This is a genomic window from Pusillimonas sp. ANT_WB101, assembly GCF_008369125.1.
Taxonomy (GTDB): Bacteria; Pseudomonadota; Gammaproteobacteria; order Burkholderiales; family Burkholderiaceae_B; genus Allopusillimonas.
The window spans coordinates 765,280-784,268 of record NZ_VOAY01000002.1; the positions used below are offsets into that span (position 1 = coordinate 765,280).

Annotated in this window: 21 protein-coding genes; 19 read left to right on the forward strand and 2 right to left on the reverse strand. The window is 55.2% G+C overall.

All coding sequences use genetic code 11. The features are described 5' to 3' along the window. Positions 1–8: 8 nt before the first annotated feature. Positions 9–1,172 carry an iron-containing alcohol dehydrogenase gene (locus tag FQ179_RS12455; protein ID WP_149397590.1) on the forward strand — a complete coding sequence of 388 codons (1,164 nt, stop codon included), beginning with the start codon at positions 9–11 and terminating at the stop codon, positions 1,170–1,172. Further along, positions 1,172–2,632 carry a M81 family metallopeptidase gene (locus FQ179_RS12460; protein ID WP_149397591.1) on the forward strand — a complete coding sequence of 487 codons (1,461 nt, stop codon included), beginning with the start codon at positions 1,172–1,174 and terminating at the stop codon, positions 2,630–2,632. The genes FQ179_RS12455 and FQ179_RS12460 overlap by 1 nt, the downstream gene beginning before the upstream one ends. Here the strand turns inward: FQ179_RS12460 and hisN are convergent, their stop codons facing one another. Further along, positions 2,633–3,427 carry a histidinol-phosphatase gene (gene hisN / locus FQ179_RS12465; protein WP_149397718.1) on the reverse strand — a complete coding sequence of 265 codons (795 nt, stop codon included), beginning with the start codon at positions 3,425–3,427 and terminating at the stop codon, positions 2,633–2,635. 125 nt (positions 3,428–3,552) lie between these two features. On the opposite strand from hisN, the gene FQ179_RS12470 reads away from it, so the two are divergent. From FQ179_RS12470 to FQ179_RS12495, 6 genes are all read left to right on the forward strand, one after another. Then, positions 3,553–4,569: an ABC transporter substrate-binding protein gene (locus FQ179_RS12470; protein WP_149397592.1), complete on the forward strand. Its 1,017-nt coding sequence runs from the start codon at positions 3,553–3,555 to the stop codon at positions 4,567–4,569. Between the two features lie 71 nt (positions 4,570–4,640). After that, positions 4,641–5,648: an ABC transporter ATP-binding protein gene (locus FQ179_RS12475; RefSeq protein ID WP_149397593.1), complete on the forward strand. Its 1,008-nt coding sequence runs from the start codon at positions 4,641–4,643 to the stop codon at positions 5,646–5,648. A gap of 31 nt (positions 5,649–5,679) precedes the next feature. After that, entirely contained in the window at positions 5,680–7,377 is a 1,698-nt protein-coding gene (locus FQ179_RS12480) for an ABC transporter permease subunit (RefSeq protein WP_149397594.1), read from the forward strand. Further along, positions 7,378–8,142: a DeoR/GlpR family DNA-binding transcription regulator gene (locus FQ179_RS12485; protein ID WP_149397595.1), complete on the forward strand. Its 765-nt coding sequence runs from the start codon at positions 7,378–7,380 to the stop codon at positions 8,140–8,142. Between the two features lie 296 nt (positions 8,143–8,438). Then, entirely contained in the window at positions 8,439–9,602 is a 1,164-nt protein-coding gene (locus FQ179_RS12490; RefSeq protein ID WP_149397596.1) for a tyrosine-type recombinase/integrase, read from the forward strand. A gap of 503 nt (positions 9,603–10,105) precedes the next feature. Beyond that, positions 10,106–10,327, forward strand: coding sequence for an AlpA family transcriptional regulator (locus FQ179_RS12495; protein WP_149397597.1), 222 nt, complete (start codon positions 10,106–10,108; stop codon positions 10,325–10,327). 38 nt (positions 10,328–10,365) lie between these two features. Here the strand turns inward: FQ179_RS12495 and FQ179_RS22330 are convergent, their stop codons facing one another. After that, positions 10,366–10,539 (reverse strand): hypothetical protein, encoded by a 174-nt coding sequence (locus FQ179_RS22330; protein ID WP_188074598.1) that lies wholly within the window; start codon positions 10,537–10,539, stop codon positions 10,366–10,368. A 215-nt stretch (positions 10,540–10,754) separates the two neighbouring features. On the opposite strand from FQ179_RS22330, the gene FQ179_RS12505 reads away from it, so the two are divergent. The 11 genes from FQ179_RS12505 (at position 10,755) to FQ179_RS12555 (ending at position 18,821) form a co-directional block, all read left to right on the forward strand. Further along, the gene (locus FQ179_RS12505) at positions 10,755–12,314 is read left to right on the forward strand and encodes a YfjI family protein (protein ID WP_188074599.1); all 1,560 of its coding nucleotides are present in this window, start codon (positions 10,755–10,757) and stop codon (positions 12,312–12,314) included. Continuing rightward, positions 12,311–12,748, forward strand: coding sequence for a hypothetical protein (locus FQ179_RS12510; RefSeq protein WP_149397600.1), 438 nt, complete (start codon positions 12,311–12,313; stop codon positions 12,746–12,748). The genes FQ179_RS12505 and FQ179_RS12510 overlap by 4 nt, the downstream gene beginning before the upstream one ends. Before the next feature lie 112 nt (positions 12,749–12,860). Beyond that, complete coding sequence (locus tag FQ179_RS12515) at positions 12,861–14,075, forward strand: phage major capsid protein (RefSeq protein WP_149397601.1); 1,215 nt, start codon at positions 12,861–12,863, stop codon at positions 14,073–14,075. 12 nt (positions 14,076–14,087) lie between these two features. After that, positions 14,088–14,615, forward strand: a complete 528-nt coding sequence (locus tag FQ179_RS12520) for an HK97 family phage prohead protease (protein ID WP_149397602.1) — start codon at positions 14,088–14,090, stop codon at positions 14,613–14,615. Beyond that, the gene (locus FQ179_RS12525; RefSeq protein WP_149397603.1) at positions 14,612–15,811 is read left to right on the forward strand and encodes a phage portal protein; all 1,200 of its coding nucleotides are present in this window, start codon (positions 14,612–14,614) and stop codon (positions 15,809–15,811) included. The genes FQ179_RS12520 and FQ179_RS12525 overlap by 4 nt, the downstream gene beginning before the upstream one ends. Position 15,812: 1 nt before the next feature. After that, entirely contained in the window at positions 15,813–16,049 is a 237-nt protein-coding gene (locus FQ179_RS12530; RefSeq protein ID WP_188074600.1) for an HNH endonuclease signature motif containing protein, read from the forward strand. A gap of 68 nt (positions 16,050–16,117) precedes the next feature. After that, the gene (locus tag FQ179_RS12535; RefSeq protein ID WP_149397605.1) at positions 16,118–16,570 is read left to right on the forward strand and encodes a TerS protein; all 453 of its coding nucleotides are present in this window, start codon (positions 16,118–16,120) and stop codon (positions 16,568–16,570) included. Beyond that, positions 16,567–18,069 (forward strand): terminase large subunit, encoded by a 1,503-nt coding sequence (locus FQ179_RS12540; protein ID WP_149397606.1) that lies wholly within the window; start codon positions 16,567–16,569, stop codon positions 18,067–18,069. The genes FQ179_RS12535 and FQ179_RS12540 overlap by 4 nt, the downstream gene beginning before the upstream one ends. Next, positions 18,041–18,250 carry a hypothetical protein gene (locus FQ179_RS12545; protein WP_149397607.1) on the forward strand — a complete coding sequence of 70 codons (210 nt, stop codon included), beginning with the start codon at positions 18,041–18,043 and terminating at the stop codon, positions 18,248–18,250. The genes FQ179_RS12540 and FQ179_RS12545 overlap by 29 nt, the downstream gene beginning before the upstream one ends. Continuing rightward, the gene (locus FQ179_RS12550; protein WP_149397608.1) at positions 18,232–18,549 is read left to right on the forward strand and encodes a phage head closure protein; all 318 of its coding nucleotides are present in this window, start codon (positions 18,232–18,234) and stop codon (positions 18,547–18,549) included. Before FQ179_RS12545 ends, FQ179_RS12550 begins: the two co-directional genes overlap by 19 nt. After that, entirely contained in the window at positions 18,546–18,821 is a 276-nt protein-coding gene (locus FQ179_RS12555; protein ID WP_149397609.1) for a head-tail connector protein, read from the forward strand. Before FQ179_RS12550 ends, FQ179_RS12555 begins: the two co-directional genes overlap by 4 nt. The last annotated feature ends 168 nt before the right edge of the window (positions 18,822–18,989 follow it).

Sequence of the window (18,989 nt, forward strand, 5' to 3'; positions counted from 1 at the left end):
ACCCCATCATGAAACATCTGAACGCCAACTGGAATTACCCAACCGCCATCAAAGTCGGCCCCGGACGCATCCAAGAGCTACCACAATATTGCCGTCAGCTCGGCATGACACGTCCTCTGCTGATCACTGACCCGGGCTTGGCCGGCCTGCCGATGGTCACTGCTGCCGTCGCCTCCTGTAAACAGGCTGGGTTGCACTGCGACGTCTTCTCCAACATCAAAGGCAATCCGACCGGCGCGAACGTCGTCGATGGTGTCAAAGCCTATCATGCATCCAAACACGATGGCGTAATTGCCTTTGGCGGAGGTTCCGCCCTGGACGCGGCTAAGGCCGTCGCGCTACTCGTCGGGCAGGATCGTCCTCTCTGGGACTTTGAGGATATTGGCGACAACTACCTGAGAGTGAATGTCGCCGGCATGGCACCTGTGGTTGCGGTTCCGACGACAGCCGGAACGGGCTCGGAGGTCGGACGCGCCTCGGTGATCACCGACGAGCGCGATCACGTCAAGCGCATTATCTTCCACGCCAATATGTTGCCCGCAGTGGTCATCCTGGATGCCGAACTCTCTGTCGGTCTGCCCGCACTCCTGACTGCGGCAACCGGCATGGACGCCTTGTCGCATAACCTCGAAGCCCTGTGCTCGCCAGTCTTTCACCCTATGGCTGCAGGCATTGCTGTTGAAGGCATACGTCTGGTTCAGCAATACTTACCCGATGCCGTGGCTGACGGACACAACCTGCTCGCACGCCATCACATGCTAGTCGCCTCCAGCATGGGCGCGACGGCCTTTCAAAAGGGGCTGGGAGCCATGCATGCACTCGCACACCCGCTAGGCGCCACCTATGACGCTCATCACGGCATGCTTAATGCGATCTTGATGCCTTATGTATTGCGCGCTAATCATACGGCCATCGACGAACGCCTCACCACCTTGTCTCGCTATCTGAATCTGCGCAAGTGCAGCTTTGAAGGCTTTCTCGACTGGGTGCTGGAGTTACGTGACTCGGTAGGTATCCCACATACGCTCGCAGAGATTGGTATTCCCGATGATCGCATCGAGGACATCGGACACATGGCCGTGGCTGATGGTGCATCGACCACCAATCCCATCCCGTTCACAGCCGCGCAATACAGTGAGATCCTCAGTCACGCCTTGACCGGAAAACTGTAATGGCACACATCGGCCTCCTTGGTTTCTTGCATGAAACCAATACCTTTGCGCCTGGCGTCACGACCCTGGCGCAATTCATCGAGGCCGATGCATGGCCCGGCCTAATCACCGGCGACGAAATCTTCAGCGCCACCCGAGGAATGAACCTGGCTATCAGTGGCTTTATCGCCGCCATGCAAGGCAGCGAACATACCCTGATTCCCTTGCTCTGGTGCTCGGCGAATCCATCCGCAGCCGTCGAGGATGAAGCCTTTGAGGCGATCGTCAGCCAGATTCTGGAGCAGATCGATAAGGCGCCCCATCTAGACGCCTTGTTTTTGGATCTGCATGGCGCGATGGTGACGGTCTCCCACGAAGACGCAGAAGGCGAGCTACTGGCCCGGCTACGCACCCGTCTCGGCCCAGACATGCCCATGGTGGCTGCACTGGACTTTCATGCCAATGTGAGCGCGGCCATGCTGCACCACACTGATGGGCTACTGGCCTATCGCAGCTACCCGCACGTAGACATTGCCCAGACCGGTGCGCGCGCGGCACAGATGCTCAAACGTATTCTCGCCGGAGAGCCGGTGTATACGGCGTCGCGGCAGATCAATATTCTGATTCCCATGCCTTGGCAAAGCACGCTGGCAGAACCCGCATGCTCAATCATGCAATACGCTCGCTCACTCGAAAACTCGGATACTCCTGAGGTTCAGTTCATCCCAGGCTTTCCCTTGGCCGATATTCACGACAGTGGGCCAACCATTTTGGCATATGGCCGCAGCCAAGCCCAGGCCGATCAGGCCGCCGATCTGCTCTATGCCAAGGTCGAAGACGCACGCCAGACCTTCCAGGGAAAACTGCTCAGTATTCCCGAGGCCATTGCACTCATTCAGGCACACCCCGAACGCCGGACGCTACTTGCAGATACGCAGGACAATCCAGGCGGGGGCGGGACGGGCGACACGACAGACATCCTGCATGCCCTGGCACAGCAGTCTGTGCGCGATGTTTGTGCAGGCATCGTATGCGATCCTGCATTTGCCCTGGCCGCCCACAAGGCCGGAATCGGTCATCATATTCAGGGATCACTAGGCGGATACAGTGGTACAGGAGCGGGGCCACTGACCGGTGAGTTTGAGATACTCGCCACAGGCAATGGCCGATTTACCGGCACTGGTCCGTTCTATCTGGGATGCAATATGGATCTGGGGCTCATGGCACGGGTGCGCTACGGCACGATCGAGATCCTTGTATCCAGCAAAAAGCAGCAAGCCGCCGACCAGGCGATGTTCAGACACCTGAATGCCGAACCTGCGCAATACCGGGTGCTGGTATTGAAAAGCTCAGTTCATTTTCGTGCAGACTTTGCAGCCCTTGCTGACGATATTCTGGTGGTGGCCGCACCCGGTGAGAATACCGCTGATCTACATGCGCTGACGTACCGCCGACTACGCCCGGGCATGTTGATTCTATAGCTATCGCGCTGCGACGATGTCGAGCACTGCCTGATGCAAAGCCGGATTGGCTGCGGCAATAACTCGCCCATCCGAGTGCATGGTGACAGGCCGCCCTGCCCAATCGGTAATGACCCCGCCCGCCTCCTCAATCACCGGGCGTAAGGCCAGGTAATCGTAGGGCTGCAACCCCGCCTCGACAACTAGATCAACGTGCCCCGAGGCCAGCAGGGCATAGCTATAACAGTCCCCGCCAAATCGGCGCAGATATACAGCTCGCGTCAACGCATCAAATACCCGCGCCTCATCCCCAGTAAAAATATCAGGCGAGGTCGCATACAGAATCGCGTCCTGTAAACGATCGGTCTGGCGAGTGTGGCACGCGCCACCACGATACTGGCAGCCTTGTCCTTGTGCCCCGACCCAACGTTCGCCGGTAAACGGGATATCGACGATACCAAAAACTGGCACACCATCGCGTAGCAACGCCACCAGACATCCCCACAAAGGATTGCCCGAAATAAAGCTGCGCGTGCCATCAATCGGATCAATAGACCAGAGGTATTGCGCATCCAGGTGGCTCAGGCCGAACTCCTCGCCCAGCATGCCGTGCTCGGGATAGCGCTGCAAAATCGCATCGCGCAGAAACTGCTCCACAGACCGGTCAGCGATGGTCACGGGGCTCTCATCGGCCTTGGTGATAATCTCGGGCGCCTGTCGGAACCACTTCAAGGCGACGGCACGCGCCTGCGTCACCGTTGTCTGTGCAAAATCGAGCATTTCTGCAATCTGAGGCTCAAGGCCACTGAGTGTCATCACACTGAACTCCTGACAAGTTTCGGAATCATTGTGAATGAGCTTGCATAAATATGCAAATTTACACAAAATAGCAACACAGTCGGCATAGACCGGCCCTTTTTCCCCACAAAGCAGGAGACACCATGAATACCTTTACGAGAAGTATCTTGGCTGCGGCCATCACCATGCTAGGCGTAGGGGTTACCCACATCGCCAGCGCCGATCCCTTGACTATCTACACCGCTCTGGAGGATGACGAAGTATCCGACTACATGGCTGTCGCAAAAGCAGCCATGCCTGATGTGGAGTTTCATGTATTACGACTATCCACGGGCGATCTGGCTGCACGCATGCTGGCCGAAGGCAAAAACCCACGTAATGACGTGATCTGGGGGTTTGCCGTCACAAATATGCTGGATCCTCGCATCCACGACAGCCTGCAATCTTACTTGCCTCCCGCTGCAGCGCAACTACCTGATCTCTACAAAGCCAAGGACGGCACGTGGTTCGCTGCAACTGGCTATATGGCGGCGTTTTGCGTGAACACCGAGCGGCTTAAGAGTAAAAACCTGCCCATGCCCACAAGTTGGGAAGATCTGACCAACCCGGTCTACAAGGGCGAAATCGTCATGCCTAGTCCGGCTGCGTCAGGCACAGGCTATTTGCAGATCGCCGCCATACTCCAAGGCATGGGAGACGATAAAGCTTGGGATCTGATCAAGCGCTTGAACAAGAACATCGCGCAATACACATCCTCAGGCTCTAAGCCTTGCAAAATGGCGCGCACTGGCGAGTACACCATCGGCGCCTCATTCGCTTTTCCCGCCATGCAATCCATCGAGGCAGGCTTCCCCGTCAAGATGGTGATCCCTTCGGACTGGGAGGGCTATGAGCTGGAGGCCTCGGGCATCATGGCGACAAGCAAAAACCTGAAGGATTCCAAACGCTTCCTCGACTGGACCTTGTCGCCCGATGCCGCTAATTTGTACAAAAAGTACAAAGAGATCATCACCATTCCAGGTCTCAAGCCCTCCGAGCAGTCCATCAAGGCAGGCCTACCCGCAGATGTCTCCAAGGTCTTGTTCCCCATCAACTTCGAGCAGTCAGCCAAGGCGCGCGACCAGATCATCAAGACCTGGCAACAAGTCACGGCTAAGTAATCGGACGATGACGACGCAATGCCCGCGGGGGCATTGCTTCTCTCTCCCGAATCAAAGGTCACGGGGACACAATGGCTTTAGAAATTTCTAATATCAGTAAAAAGTTTGACGATTACGTTGCACTGCACGATATCAATCTCACCGTGGGCGAGCACGAGTTCGTCTGCCTGCTCGGCCCCAGTGGCTGCGGCAAAACGACACTACTGCGGGTCATCGCAGGACTCCTCGAGGCAGACACGGGACAGTTGGTGTTTGAAGGCCAAGACCTGAGTCAGACCCCAGCGCGCGAGCGTAATTTTGGTATTGTTTTTCAGTCCTATTCCCTATTCCCCAATATGACGGTGGCCCAGAATATCGGCTACGGTCTGCGCATACGCAACGAAAACAAGCGCATCATTGATCAACGGGTGAGCGAACTGCTTACACTCATCAAAATGTCGCATTTGTTGGATCGCTTTCCGTGGCAGCTCTCCGGTGGCCAGCAGCAACGCGTCGCGCTCGCCCGAGCGCTCGCTGTCGATCCGCGTTTGATCCTGCTCGATGAGCCCCTCTCGGCCCTGGATGCACGAGTACGTAATGAAATGCGCCAGGAGATCCATGATGTACAGCGTCGTCTGGGTATTCCGACCATTATGGTGACGCATGATCAGGAAGAGGCCTTGATGCTAGCCGATACGATCGTGTGCATGAACAACGGCACCATCGAGCAGGTCGGCTCACCAGAGGACCTATATCTGCGACCTCTGACCCGTTATGTCGCAGACTTTGTAGGGATCAGCAATCTGCTGCCCACCGCTTGGGTACAGGCACACCAGCCTGAACTGATGGCACGACGCCCCGCGGGTGAGCACGATGGGCTTGAGTTATGCGTGCGCCCAGAGCATATCGCCGTGCGCAGCGAGGCGAACGGCCCAGCCACCGTCCAGTCCGTTACCTTCCTGGGTAATCTGTGCCATGTGCATATTCAGTGGGCAGATCGCAAGTTCATTGTTGAGCGGCGCTCACGGGACGGCCTGCATCAAGGTGCGCGCGTCAGTCTGGACATCGACCCCGCACAATGCTGCTGGGTGAGCTGCTAAGCCGACGCACACGATACTCAAGGGCTACGTTATGTCATCTACCCTCGCCATCCAAGCGCCACGAAGCGGCATCTCACGTCTCATCCCGCGGACCGCCGAACAATGGCTGGTGTTCTCTTGCCTGGTATTTCCTACCCTGGCATTACTTATATTTTTTGTCTTCCCTCTCACCACTATATTTTGGCAGAGCTTTACTCTGCTGGATGGTTCATTCGGCCTGGACAACTATGCCGCTATCCCGGATACACCGGGCCTGATTCAGGCCGGCATCAATAGCCTGGCGATCAGCATTAGCACCACAGTCGTCTGCATTGTTCTGGGCTTTGCCATCGCCTATGCGCTGGAGCGCACTCGCATCCCGGGCAAATCTGCCGTACGCGTGGGGCTGTTGCTGCCGTTGCTGGCACCCTCGCTGGTGCAAGGCTTGGGCTTGCTGTTTATCCTCGGGCGCAATGGCCTAATCTATCGTTGGACAGGCATCGAGCAGGATATCTATGGATTCTGGGGTCTGCTGCTCTCGGATATATTTTATGCCTTGCCCCAGGCGGTCATGATCATCCAGGCAACTCTGCGCAACGCCGACATGCGCTATTACGATGCCGCAACAGTCATGGGCGCTAATCCTGCACAGCAGTTTTTTCACATCACACTGCCCAACTGCAAGTTCGGCGTGCTGAGCGCCGCCTTTGTGGTCTTTACCATTACCATCACCGACTTTGGCAACGCTGCCGTCATCGCAGGCAACTATCGCGTACTGGCGACCGAAATATTCAACCAGGTGTCGGGTCAGCAGAACTTCGGCATGGGCTCGGTCGTGGGCATTATTTTGCTCACGCCTGCGCTGATATCGGTCTATATCGAACGGGTCGCCCGGCAAAAGCAATTCGGTGTCGCCTCCGAGAACCAGATCCCCTTGCAACCAGGCCGAGCACGCTTGCGCGATACGGTGTTCGGGGCAGTGACCTACCTGACTGTATTCTGTATTGTCGCCATCATTGCCGTCGTGATCTTTGCAAGCTTCGTGAAACTCTGGCCCTATAACATGACGCTCACATTGGCCAATTTCAACGTCAATATCAGCAGTGGCTATGCCCCTATCTGGACGACGCTGTATGTCTCGATCTTGGCGGCTGTATTCGGCGTATTTCTGCTGTTTTGCCTCGCCTACGGCTCGCGATACATACAAGGCCCCGTCGCCAAGGCAATCTACTTGTTGGCCGTTCTGCCAGTGGGTGTACCTGGCCTCGTGCTGGGGATCTCGTATATCTTTGCTTTCAATGATCCGTCCACGCCTCTATATTGGCTATACGGCACCGCCATACTCATTGCGCTGTGCAACTTCTATCACTATCACACCCAAGGTTTTCTCACGATGGCCACGGGTATGCGCTCAGTACCTCAGGCGCTAGAAGAGGCGGTAAGCTGCCTGGGTGGCGGTTCGCGTCGCGTCCTCACCGACGCCATCCTGCCTTTTATTGCCCCTACCGTCCTTGCTGTGTTCTTTTTCCTGTTCATGCGCTCCATGGTGACGCTATCAGCCGTAATTTTCCTGGTGACCCCACAGCTTAATATCGCTGCGGTTTCGGTCATGCATTTGAACGAAGCCGGTTTTGTCTCTCAAGCGGCAGCCTTTTCCACGATCATTATTTTGGTGGTGAGTGTAGCCATGCTGCTGATGCGTGCTCTGGTCCACCATTTTCGCCCTAACCTTGCGCAAGGGGTGATGTAAATGTGGTCTGAAGCCCGCCATCAACGCATCCAGCTCATGCTGCAACGCTATGAACGTGTGAGCACAACTCAGGTCATGACTGCGCTGGGGGTCTCACGCGAGACTGTACGCCGCGACTTCCTCGAACTGGAGGCCATGGGCGTACTCAAGCGCGTACATGGCGGTGCCGTGCACATCGGCGACGAACCCCCTATCGACAAACGCAGCACCCTGCGCGTATCAGCCAAGCAAGCCATCGCCAAGGCCGCGGCTCAGCGTATTGACCGCCCTCTCACTTTATTTATGGATGCAGGCAGCACCACAACCTTGCTCGCGAGAGAACTCTCTTTGCTGTCTGAGCTAACCATCATTACTAACTCTCTGGATGCAGCACAGAGTTTCAGACAACAGGCAGCAGCCCAAAGCAATCAGATCATCATTCTTGGCGGCGAACTAAGCAGTCATCTAGCTGCGACCACAGGCTCGTCAACCATCGCCCAGATTCAACGCTTTCATGCTGATATTGCACTGCTCTCCCCCGTGGGCATCGATGCACGCTATGGTGCTAGCAGTTTTCACCATGACGAGGCGACCATCGCCCGAGCCATGTCAGAGCGTGCCCATCAGACGTGGATTCTCGCAGACCATAGCAAGATAGGCACTCACAGCCGCGAGACGTATTGCCCCGTGCAGGAAATCAGCCTATTAATCAGCAACACCAGCGCCAACCAGCGTGAGGGCTTCAAGGAGCTGGCTGACCGTATCAATGAAATGGTTCTCGTCTAGCGCAATGTCTGCCAATAGACCAAAATGTGGCCAATGATGAAAAACACTATATGCTGGCCGATCCGGCCACATTATGGTGTTCGGCACAATAACCATTTGATTTATTTGGGGATATATTGGTGGGCGGTACAAGGTTCGAACTTGTGACCCCTGCCGTGTGAAGGCACTTTTTATAGATTCGTAACAATCCGCTGAAGCCTTTGTTCATAGGGCAATACGTTAATAACCGTCCACCAAGATACAGCGAAATACACAAATGTTTTGAGTACTTGTTGAGTACCGTGTATAGTTTCGACATGGACACCAACATTGATAGCGTCAAGGCGCGAAACAACCTAACCCCACGGCGACCACCGTACTGGCACAAGCTGGCTACTGGGCGTCATGTCGGGTTTCGCCGCATGACTGCCGAGAGCACTGGAACATGGGTAGCGCGGTATTGGGATGATGCCCACCGGAAAATGTTATTTACGTCATTCGGGCCGCTGGATGAATACCCAGATGGTAAGCGATTCGATAAGGCGTCTGAACTGGCTCGCGAATGGTTCACCCATTTAGGGGCAGGCGGATCGTCCAAAGCCTACACCGTGGCCGCTGCCTGCAATGCCTATGTCCAACATATCCGCAGCGAGAAAGGCGATGTACCAGCCAACGACGCGCAAGGCCGCTTTAACCGCTGGGTACATGACACACCCCTTGCCAATATTGAACTATCAAAACTTAAACGCGACCATATCCGCAAGTTTCGCGCCTCGCTGATGGCCGCACCCGTCACGGTAGGCGACGAAACACGCGAACGGGCCAAGGACACTATCAACCGGGATATGTCGCCATTGAGGGCCGCGCTAAATCGTGCTTTTGCTGACGGCAAGGTAACGACTGACTTCGCCTGGCGCGAAGATCTGAAACCCATCAAGAACGCCTCGCGCCGACGCGAACTGTATTTAGACCGCCGCCAACGCCGGACATTGATCGACCATGCCGCCCCTGATGTTGGCGCTTTCTTGCGTGGTATGTCGATTCTTCCGTTACGACCCGGTGCGCTGGCCGCGCTCAAAGTGGGCGACTTTGAAAAGAGACTCAAAGCATTGAAGATAGGCAAGGACAAGGCTGGTGCTGACCGTCGGCTTGTGCTGCCTGTCTCTGCTGCCAAGTTCATGGCCGAACAATCCGAGGGCCGACCTGCTGACGCGCCATTGCTGGCAAGGGCTGACGGCGTGGCATGGAACAAAGACGCCTGGAAAGGCCCGGTAAAGGACGCTGTAGCGGCTGCTGGCCTGCCTGCCGAGACGACCGCATACACCTTGCGTCACAGCGTCATTACTGACTTGGTTATTGATGGCCTGGACTTGCTGACCGTAGCGCAAATTAGCGGTACTTCCGTGGCGATGATCGAAAAGCACTACGGGCATTTATGCGACACCACGGCGGCTGTTGCGCTGGCAAAGCTGGCTATTTAATCGTATTTAGGCACGCATACAATTAGTTACCAATGATTTTATAGCCCAAAAAATAATCCAGCTTAACGCATGAAATCCACAATCGTTCAATTCACTGTACATAAAAGCAGACGAAACCCGCATAGGCAGGGGCTTTCACAGTTTTTTGGTTCTTGTCTGAGCTTTCGCGCTATTTATAAGAGAGCTTATTTCAGTTACAAGTTTTCGACTTGCGGCGATTACATGTTGTGGAGACAATAGATACATCAACGCAAACGCCAGCGCAACATACAGTGGTTTTAAGGATTCAAAAACACAACATGTTGTGGCAAATGTGAAGATAAAGTAGAGGTGCTAGGGGAAGGCTGTAACCAACCCCTAGCGATTTTGTAGGCCCATTAAGACTTACAGCCGTTAGCGCGGCGACTACCCGAGGGTAATCGATTCAATGTTAGCACTGAACCTAATCTAGGTAAATACAGTGCATAACTTAGACTGTAAGTCGATATTTTAGGAAACTAAAAATGATCGACCAACTGAATACAGCCATAGCAGCAAAACATCAAACCCAACAGCAACGCCTACTCACACTCCATGAAGTTATGGACAGAATGAGCATGGGCAGGTCGTTCATCTACAACGAAATGACTGCCGGGCGCATCAAGCCGATCAAGTTTGGCCGGGCCATTCGTTTTCTCGAAGCAGAAATAGATCAGTGGATCTCTGACCGTATCGCCTCACGCTAAGGGGTACGGCCATGACTGTTCAAGCTTTACTTTCCCGGCTAGACCGGGTGAAGCAGACAGGCCGTGGGCGGTGGGTGGCTTGCTGCCCTGCTCACGACGATAAACGTCCATCCCTTGCCATCACCGAGACTGACGATGGCAAAGTGCTTCTGCACGACTTTGGAGGGTGTAGCGTATACGACGTATTGGCGGCTGTCGGAATGAAGGTGCAAGACCTTTTCCCTGCGATGGCAACACCGCGCTCTGACGTTAAAAGCGCCAGAATGCCATTCTCTTATGCCGATGCGTTACGGGCTGTCTCCTTTGAAGCGATGCTGGCCGCGACCGCTGCTTGCAACCTGAGCAACGGCACACCACTTACGGAAGCTGATAAGGCCAGACTGTTATTGGCGTCAAGGCGGATCACTCAAGCGCTGGAGGTATGCCAATGTCGATAACAGAATTGGAACGCGCCACAGCCGCTATTGATGGCTCCATGCCGGGGCTTTGGATGCCAAGCCAGTGGCCTGATCCATTGCCCCTGGGTGGCAAGTCATACGACCCGGAACCATACCCGCTGGACGCCTTGCCGGAAGGAATCAAAAATGCCGTTGTCGAAGTGCAAAAGTTTTCACAGGCACCCATGCCGATGGTGGCAACTTGCGCCCTATCGTCGATATCTTTAGCGGCTCAGGCTTACGTTAATGTCGAGCGCGATGCCAGGCTCATCAATCCCTGCTCATTGTTCAGCATTACCTTTGCCGACTCAGGCGAGCGCAAGACCACCGTAGACGGTTATTTTGTGTCGGCGATCCGCACATTTGAAAACGCTCAGGCCGAGGCGATGCAGCCAGAAGTAGACGACTGGAAAGCCGACAAGCAAAGCTGGGCCGCAAAGAAGGCTGGCATTCTGGAGGCGATCAAAGCAGCCGCGAAGAAAGCACAACCGACAGACGAACTGGAAAACTCATTACGTGAGCTGGAGCAGGCCGAGCCATTAGAGCCAAAAGTACCGCGCCTGATGTATGGCGACATTACACCCGAGCAGCTTGCCTTTAGTCTTGCAAAGAAATTCCCTAGCGGCGGAATTGTGAGTTCTGAGGCCGGGGTGATCTTTGGCAGTCACGGCATGGGTAGTGATAGCGTCATGCGTAACTTAGCGATCCTGAATGTCTTATGGGATGGTGGCGTTCACACTGTAGACCGACGCACAACCGAATCATTCGCTGTTCGAAATGCGCGGCTGACGATGACGTTGCAAATACAGAAAGATGTATTTATTGAGTTCATGCGTAAGGCTGGCGGGCTGGCTCGTGGTTCTGGTTTCCTGGCTCGCTTTCTGGTGGCCTGTCCTGAATCGACGCAAGGATACAGGCCATACCGGGAGCCTGACGCATCAATGTTGCAACTGGATCGTTTCAATGCGCGGATCACTCAGATCTTATCAATGCCGATGGCGTTTGATGAGTCTGGCGATGGACTTGCACCGGCAACACTCTCGTTTGATGCTCAGGCAAAAGCAGTCTGGACAAAGTTTTACAACACTGTCGAGAGCCAGCTCAAGCCGGAAGGTGAGTTATCAGTGGTACGTGATGTGGCGTCCAAGGCAGCAGACAACGCGGCGCGTATCGCCGCCCTATTCCATGTTTACCAATACGGCATTGAAAGCCAGATCAACCAGGCCGACATGAAGGCGGCTTGTATGGTGTCAATGTGGCATTTGGCCGAATCCAGACGGCTACTTTCCGAATTGCAACAATCACCCGAACTGCACCTTGCGGCCAAGCTAGACGAGTGGCTAATCGAGCAATGCAATGCTCGTAAGGTGAACCAGATAGGGCAGGTTGAAGTGCTGCAACATGCCCCCGTTCGTAAACTTCGCAAGAAGGCCGAACTGTTGCCAGTATTGCAAGAACTGATTGACGCAGACAGAGTTAGCACAGCTACAGAGGGCCGATCAACAATGATTATCGTCAACCCTAAGCTACTTAATGGGGGGGCATCATGAGCTTGATGGCAATGTTTGAAAAAGCTCTGAATAGTGAAGTGGCTACGGCTATTCCGGCTATTCCGGCTATTGAGTCGCCCAGAATAGCCACAATAGCACCAATAGCCGTAGCACAACCGACTTCTCCAAAAAACGAAGATCCGTTCGACCCCATCGAAATGATCCGGCAAGATAGGGTTATCACATTTGAATCTAAAGGGATTGAGTCCGACACAGCCACCTGGCTTGCTGAGAAGCTAACGACGAGGGACATGCAGATGGACGACCGCCGTAGCTGTGCTGAATGCTCCAGCTTTTACGGCAACAGGTGTATCCAACATCGCCAGCCATTCGGAGGTGGTGGGGTTGAAGTATTGCATCGATGTAAAGGCTTTAAGGCGAACCAAAGAACCAGGCTGGAACTGGAGTTTGGGTTTTTTTACAACGACTCATAATCAGTTTCGTCCACCCTCAACCGTCAACATCCAAGCCCCTTTCCGGGGCTTTTTTCATGATGTGAAATGTGATATACCTATCGATAGTTAACTACTATTGGATATCCAAATAATGAACATTAACGCTATCAAGGAAGCACGAGCTTCCAAAGTCCACGAAATGCGTGGCCTGCTAAATACCGCTGAAACCGAGAAGCGCAGCTTGAACGACGGCGAGAAAACCGCCTTCGATAAACTGAAAGCTGAAATCACCGGTTTAGAGGCTGATGAGCAACGCGCCTCCTTCATGGCCGAAGCCGAGCGCCAGCAGCATGGCGAGCCTGTAGGCGACAAATCACTGCAAAGCTTGGAAGCACGTATAAACGTCATGGACGTGCTGCGCGCACAAATGGAAAACCGCAGCGTAGACGGCCCAGCGCGGGAGTACTCGCAGGAAGTGGAGCGACGCACCGGACGCAAGGCCGAAGGGTGTTTCGTGCCTATGGGTTTGCTGGAACAGCGCGTCAACACCACGACCACCGCCAGCGATATTGTTCCGACCATTCACCGGCCTGACCAATACATCGGCGCATTGCGTGAACAACTGGTGGCTCGTCAATTGGGCGTTCGTGTGTTGACCGGTTTGTCTGGCAATCTTTCTATCCCCAAATATGGAACTGGCCTTACAACTGGCTGGATTGCAGAAAACAGTCCCGTGCCTGATGGCAGTATGACCTTTGATTCCGTATCGTTGACCCCGAAACACGTCGGCGGAAAAACGGAAATGAGCCGTCAATTGATCCAGCAATCCAGCCCCGACATTGAACAATTGGTTCGTGATGATCTGGCCTTCCTGATTGCCAAGCAGATCGACCGCGCCATCATTGCAGGCACCGGCACGGGCAACGAGCCGATGGGCGTCATTAACGTACCTGGCATTCAGACCGCAAGCCTGGCAGACCTGGATTGGGCTTCAGTCATGGCGATGGTGCAAAAGCTTGAGGATGAAGAAATTGCGGGCGGCACCTGGCTGACCACGGGCACTGTCAAAACCCTGCTGGGCACCACCCTAAAGGAAGCTGGTCTTGCTGGCTACTTGCTGGAAGGTGGGCGCATGGCAGAACGCGCATTGCGCGTCACCCGACACATGACCGGCGGCAACGTCCTGCTCGGAGATTTTAGCCAAGTCCTGTTGGGCGTGTGGTCAGAATTCGATCTACTTGTGAACCCTTTTGCAGAACCAGCCTACAGCCGTGGGGGTGTCCAAGTACGCGCCATGGCAACGGTCGGTACGGCCATTCGCCACGAACAAGCTTTCGTGCTGGCTAACGATGTAGAAGTCGGCTAAGGAGCAAAGCGAATGTTAGAACTTCGATCTGGCGGCACACTAGCCACGAATGGCAAGACCCTATCCGGGTACGCGGCAGTATTTAACAGCGAAGCGCCTATAGGCGACTTTGCCGAGGTAATACGTGCGGGAGCCTTCACTAAATCGCTGCAATCGGGCTCTAACATTCGCGCCTTATATCACCACGACGCCTCCGCCTTGCTTGGCACCACCAAGGGAGGCACCTTAGAACTTCGTGAGGATGCCAAGGGGCTGGCCTTCAGCCTGAAGTTACCTGATACCAGTCATGGCCGGGATCTGGCCATTCTGGTTGACCGTGGCGACGTGGCCGGCTGCTCGTTTGGCTTCCGTGTACGTGATGGTGGCGACAAATGGGAACAACGCGGCACGACCCTCATTCGTGAATTGCTGGATCTGGACTTGCAGGAAATCACATTGACCAGTGACCCGGCGTATGCCGATACGACAGTTGCACTACGCAGTAAACCGAGCGTCTACGAAACCCGTGGCCTTCGAGTGCTTTGGATGGACACCCTATGATTAAACGCCTGCTAACCCGCCTGGGCTACGAGAAACGCGCCAATGGTGATAACTATTGGGAGGGCTTTCAAGCTCTGCGTAGCGGGTCTGTGACCGCTGAGACGGCGCAGAGTGTGAGCGCGGTATATGCTGCCGTGAACCTCATTGCTGGCACAGTGGGCAGCCTGCCATTGCATTTGTACGAGCGTGACGACCAGCGTACCAAAGCCAAAAAGCACCCGCTGTACACCGTGCTTCACAGCATTGCGAACGAGCATCAAACGGCGCTCGAATTCCGCGAAATGATGACGGCCAGTGTCCTGCTGCGTGGCAATGCGTATGCTCGCGTCGTGCGCGGCTACGATGGCCAAGTGCGGGAACTGATCCCCATTCACCCTGACCGCATGAGCTTGTACCGCACGGCCAACGGTGTGATCTACGAGCACACCGACCATGCTGGGAAAGTACAAAAGCTGCTGCAAGATGAAGTGTTTCACCTGAAGCACCGCGCTGATGGCGAAGCGCTGCTGGGTGTATCGCCAATACAAGCCAGCCGTGAAACCATCGAGCTGTCTATCAGTGAGCGCGATCATGGGGTTTCTACGTTCCGCAACGGAGCAAAATTGTCTGGTGTTTTGAAATTTCCCCAACACTTGAAGGCCGAGCAGAAAGCCAGCCTTAAAGCTTCGTGGGACTCTCAGCACTCAGGCAATCAGAACGCAGGCCGCACCGCAATTTTGGATCAGGGCGTTGATTTTCAAACCGTGTCAATGTCGATGGAAGATAGCGAATGGGTATCCGCTCGCAAATTTTCTGTTGAAGAAGTGGCCCGCATCTTTGGAATAAGTCCTGTGATGATTGGCGACTTGACCCATGGCAACTTTTCTAACTCAGTGGAAATGTCCCGCCAGTTCGTTACTTTCGGATTGCGCCGCCATCTAGTTTCGTGGGAGCAGGCCGTTACCAAGCAACTGCTGACGCCAGCCGGTAGGCAGCGATTCAAGCCAGAGCATTCCGTTGAAGGTTTGTTGCGTGGCGACAGCACTACTCGGGCAGCATTCTACGCGAACGGTATTGCTTCGGGCTGGATGCTGCCGAGCGAAGCCAGACGGCTAGAGAACTTACCCAAAGTGGACGGCATAGATGAAATACACACCCAAGAAGGACAACGGCAGGACGCTACTTCTAGGCAGCGCGGCCTGGCACAGGTTACGTGATGTGGTACTCAGTCGCGACCCTATGTGTGTTCACTGCCTGGCTCGTGGTATCCATACCCCAGCCCGTGATGTGGATCATATCGACAATGAGCCGAGCAACAATGATCTGGACAACCTGCAAGGACTATGCGGGCCTTGCCATAGCAGGAAGACCGCCGCTGACATGGGCAAGCGCGTGGCTTACGGCTGCGATGTGCTGGGCAATCCGCTTGATCCTGATCACCACTGGAATAAATAAAAATCGCCAGCAACCGGGGGCCAAGCACCGCGGGGGGAGCACTCTTTTAACGCTAAGGGAAAATAGCCATGACGCGCCGCACTCGTTCCGATAGCGCCAAGGCAGCCGTACAGGCCAGCCAGAACGCCGCACGGGGGCCACTGTCGCCACCAAGCCATGTAGCCCTACCCGCTGACGCGAAACCCTTCTGGGACGCTGTCATGCTGAATAGGCCGCGTGACCGTTGGAACGATGCCGACCTGGCAATGGCTGCTGTCATGGCGCGTGATCAGGCCGCTGTAGAAAGATTGCAGCGTGAGATTGCCATCGAGGGCGATGTACTGGACGGCAAGCTAAACCCCAAGCATAAATTAGTCGAGACGTTGGCGCGTCGTGTGGTGGCAATGGCGAGGGCGATTCACGTTCACGCCGAGGCGACAACCGGGCGCAGCCAGAATCAGGGCAAGGCGTTGGAGTTGGAGCGCCAAGCGAATCAAGAAGAAGATGATGATCTGATCCCGACCTTACGGGCCGTGAAATGACCAGAGCCGAGCGCGTCATAGCCTTTCTGGAAAAGCACTGCGTTACCCCTGACGGGGCGCACGTTGGCAAGCCGCTGGTGCTGGCCGACTTTCAAAAAGAGTTTATCCGCGCTGTCTACGATAACAAGCATGGCACCCGCCGCGCTTACCTTTCCATTGCTCGCAAGAATGGCAAGTCTGGTCTGATAGCTGGCCTGCTGCTGGCGCACCTGGTCGGGCCTGAAGCCATACTTAACAGTCAACTGGTATCAGGGGCCATGAGCCGCGATCAGGCCGCGCTCGTGTTTAACCTGGCCGCCAAGATGGTGCAACTTTCCCCACGGCTATCGAGCATTGTTCGGATCGTGCCATCAAGCAAACGGCTGCTGGGCTTACCGCTCAATACCGAATACAGGGCGCTGGCGGCCGAGGGCAAGACCGCTCACGGGTTATCGCCGGTGCTGGCGATTCTTGATGAGGTGGGGCAGGTACGCGGGCCGCAGTCTGATTTTGTGGATGCCATCACGACCAGCCAGGGCGCACATGCTGAACCCATACTGATGGTGATATCAACGCAGGCAGCCAGTGACGCCGACTTGCTTTCTATCTGGTTAGACGATGCCAAGACCAGCAACGATCCGCGCATTGTCAGCCATGTGTACGCCGCGCCAGCCGACTGCGACCTGATGGACGAGAAAGCCTGGACTGCTGCTAATCCAGCCTTAGATACATTCCGATCCCGCGATGATCTGGCCGAGCAGATGAAGCAGGCCCAGCGTATGCCGTCGATGGAGAACGCCGCTCGCAACCTGCTGCTAAACCAACGGGTATCAACTGAAAGCCCGTTCATATCGCCAGACGTGTGGAAGTCATGTGGGGAGCGTTCCCAAGACTTCGGGAGCGTAGCCGTCTACGCTGGCCTCGACCTGTCTGCCCGTACCGACTTAACCGCGCTCGTGGTTATCGGCAAGATAGACGGTGTGTGGCATGTGCAATCACACTTCTGGACGCCTGAGCAGGGCTTAGCCGACCGGGCGCATAAAGACCGCTCCGAGTATGACGTATGGGCCAGACAAGGGCTGATCAACACGACGCCGGGGGCCACAGTCGATTACGAGGTGGTGGCGCAGGATATTGCGACGATCCTATGCGACCTGAATGTACAGGCCGTAGCGTATGACCGCTGGCGCATTGATCTGCTGAAAAGGGAATTCGAGCGTATAGGCGTGTCGTTATCGCTCGTGCCTCATGGCCAAGGCTACAAGGATATGTCGCCAGCGCTGGAAAGCCTGGAAGCCGAGCTACTAAATGGGCGTGTCGCCCACGGCATGAACCCGGTAATGACCATGTGCGCGGCCAACGCTGTGACGACCAAAGACCCGGCAGGCAACCGCAAGTTGGACAAGATGCGAGCCACGGGCCGTATCGATGGCTTGCAAGCCCTGGCTATGGCGTTTGGGGCAGCTGGCAGCACAGAGGTGGAGGCGAGCTTTGACGCGCTCGAATTTGATTTTGTTTGATCCCTTGCTACCGGGGCCGGAAATGCCGGACGGGGTAGACGCGGATTACTGGGCGAGTGCCGCGATTCAGGAAAACCCCCAGAGGCGGCGCAGTGTTTTTCATCTCCTGATCGTGGAATTGAACCTTGCGCTGGTGGCCGTCATTTACTTTAAGGGCATGATATGCAAGCAGGAAAGCTGAAACATCGAATTGAGATTCAAAAGCAAGAGCGTACACCCGATGGCGGGGGTGGCTGGGCGCTGGCCTGGGTGCCCGTGGCGACCGTCTGGGCGCACGTCGAAGGGCTATCAGGCCGAGAATACTTACAGGCGATGGCCGTGGCGTCTACCGTGACCAGCCGCGTGTTTATTCGCTACCGCACTGATATTAAGCCAGCCTACCGGATCGTTCACGGTGCCGACGAGCTAAACATCCGGGCGGTACTGGCGACCAATGACAAAACTTACTTAACGCTTATGTGCGATACGGGGCCAACATGATCACCTTAGACCAAGCAAAGATGCATCTTCGCGTCATTCACGACGATGAAGATACTGCGATATCCGCCATGATTGCAGCCGCGACGATGGCAGCCGCAGATTACCTGAACCTGGACGAAATGCCAGACCCTATGCCAGCGCCAGTCCAAGCGGCCATACTCTTGCAAGTGGCTGACCTATACGAGAACCGAGAGCGCCAGGCAGACAAACCATTTCACGGCAACCCGACTTACTTTCTGCTGCTGAACCCGTACAAGGTGATGGAAGTTTAACTTCCCCCATTGGGGGGTGTCATACTCAAATTGAGGAAGTATTCCACCGCATGTGGAACACCTAATAGCCTACTACCGGAATCCCGGTAGTAATAGCCTCAGCGCTCGCGTGGGAGTTACTACGAAAGTTTCGTAGTATTACGAGTAGATCGTAAAAGGTGATGGCGG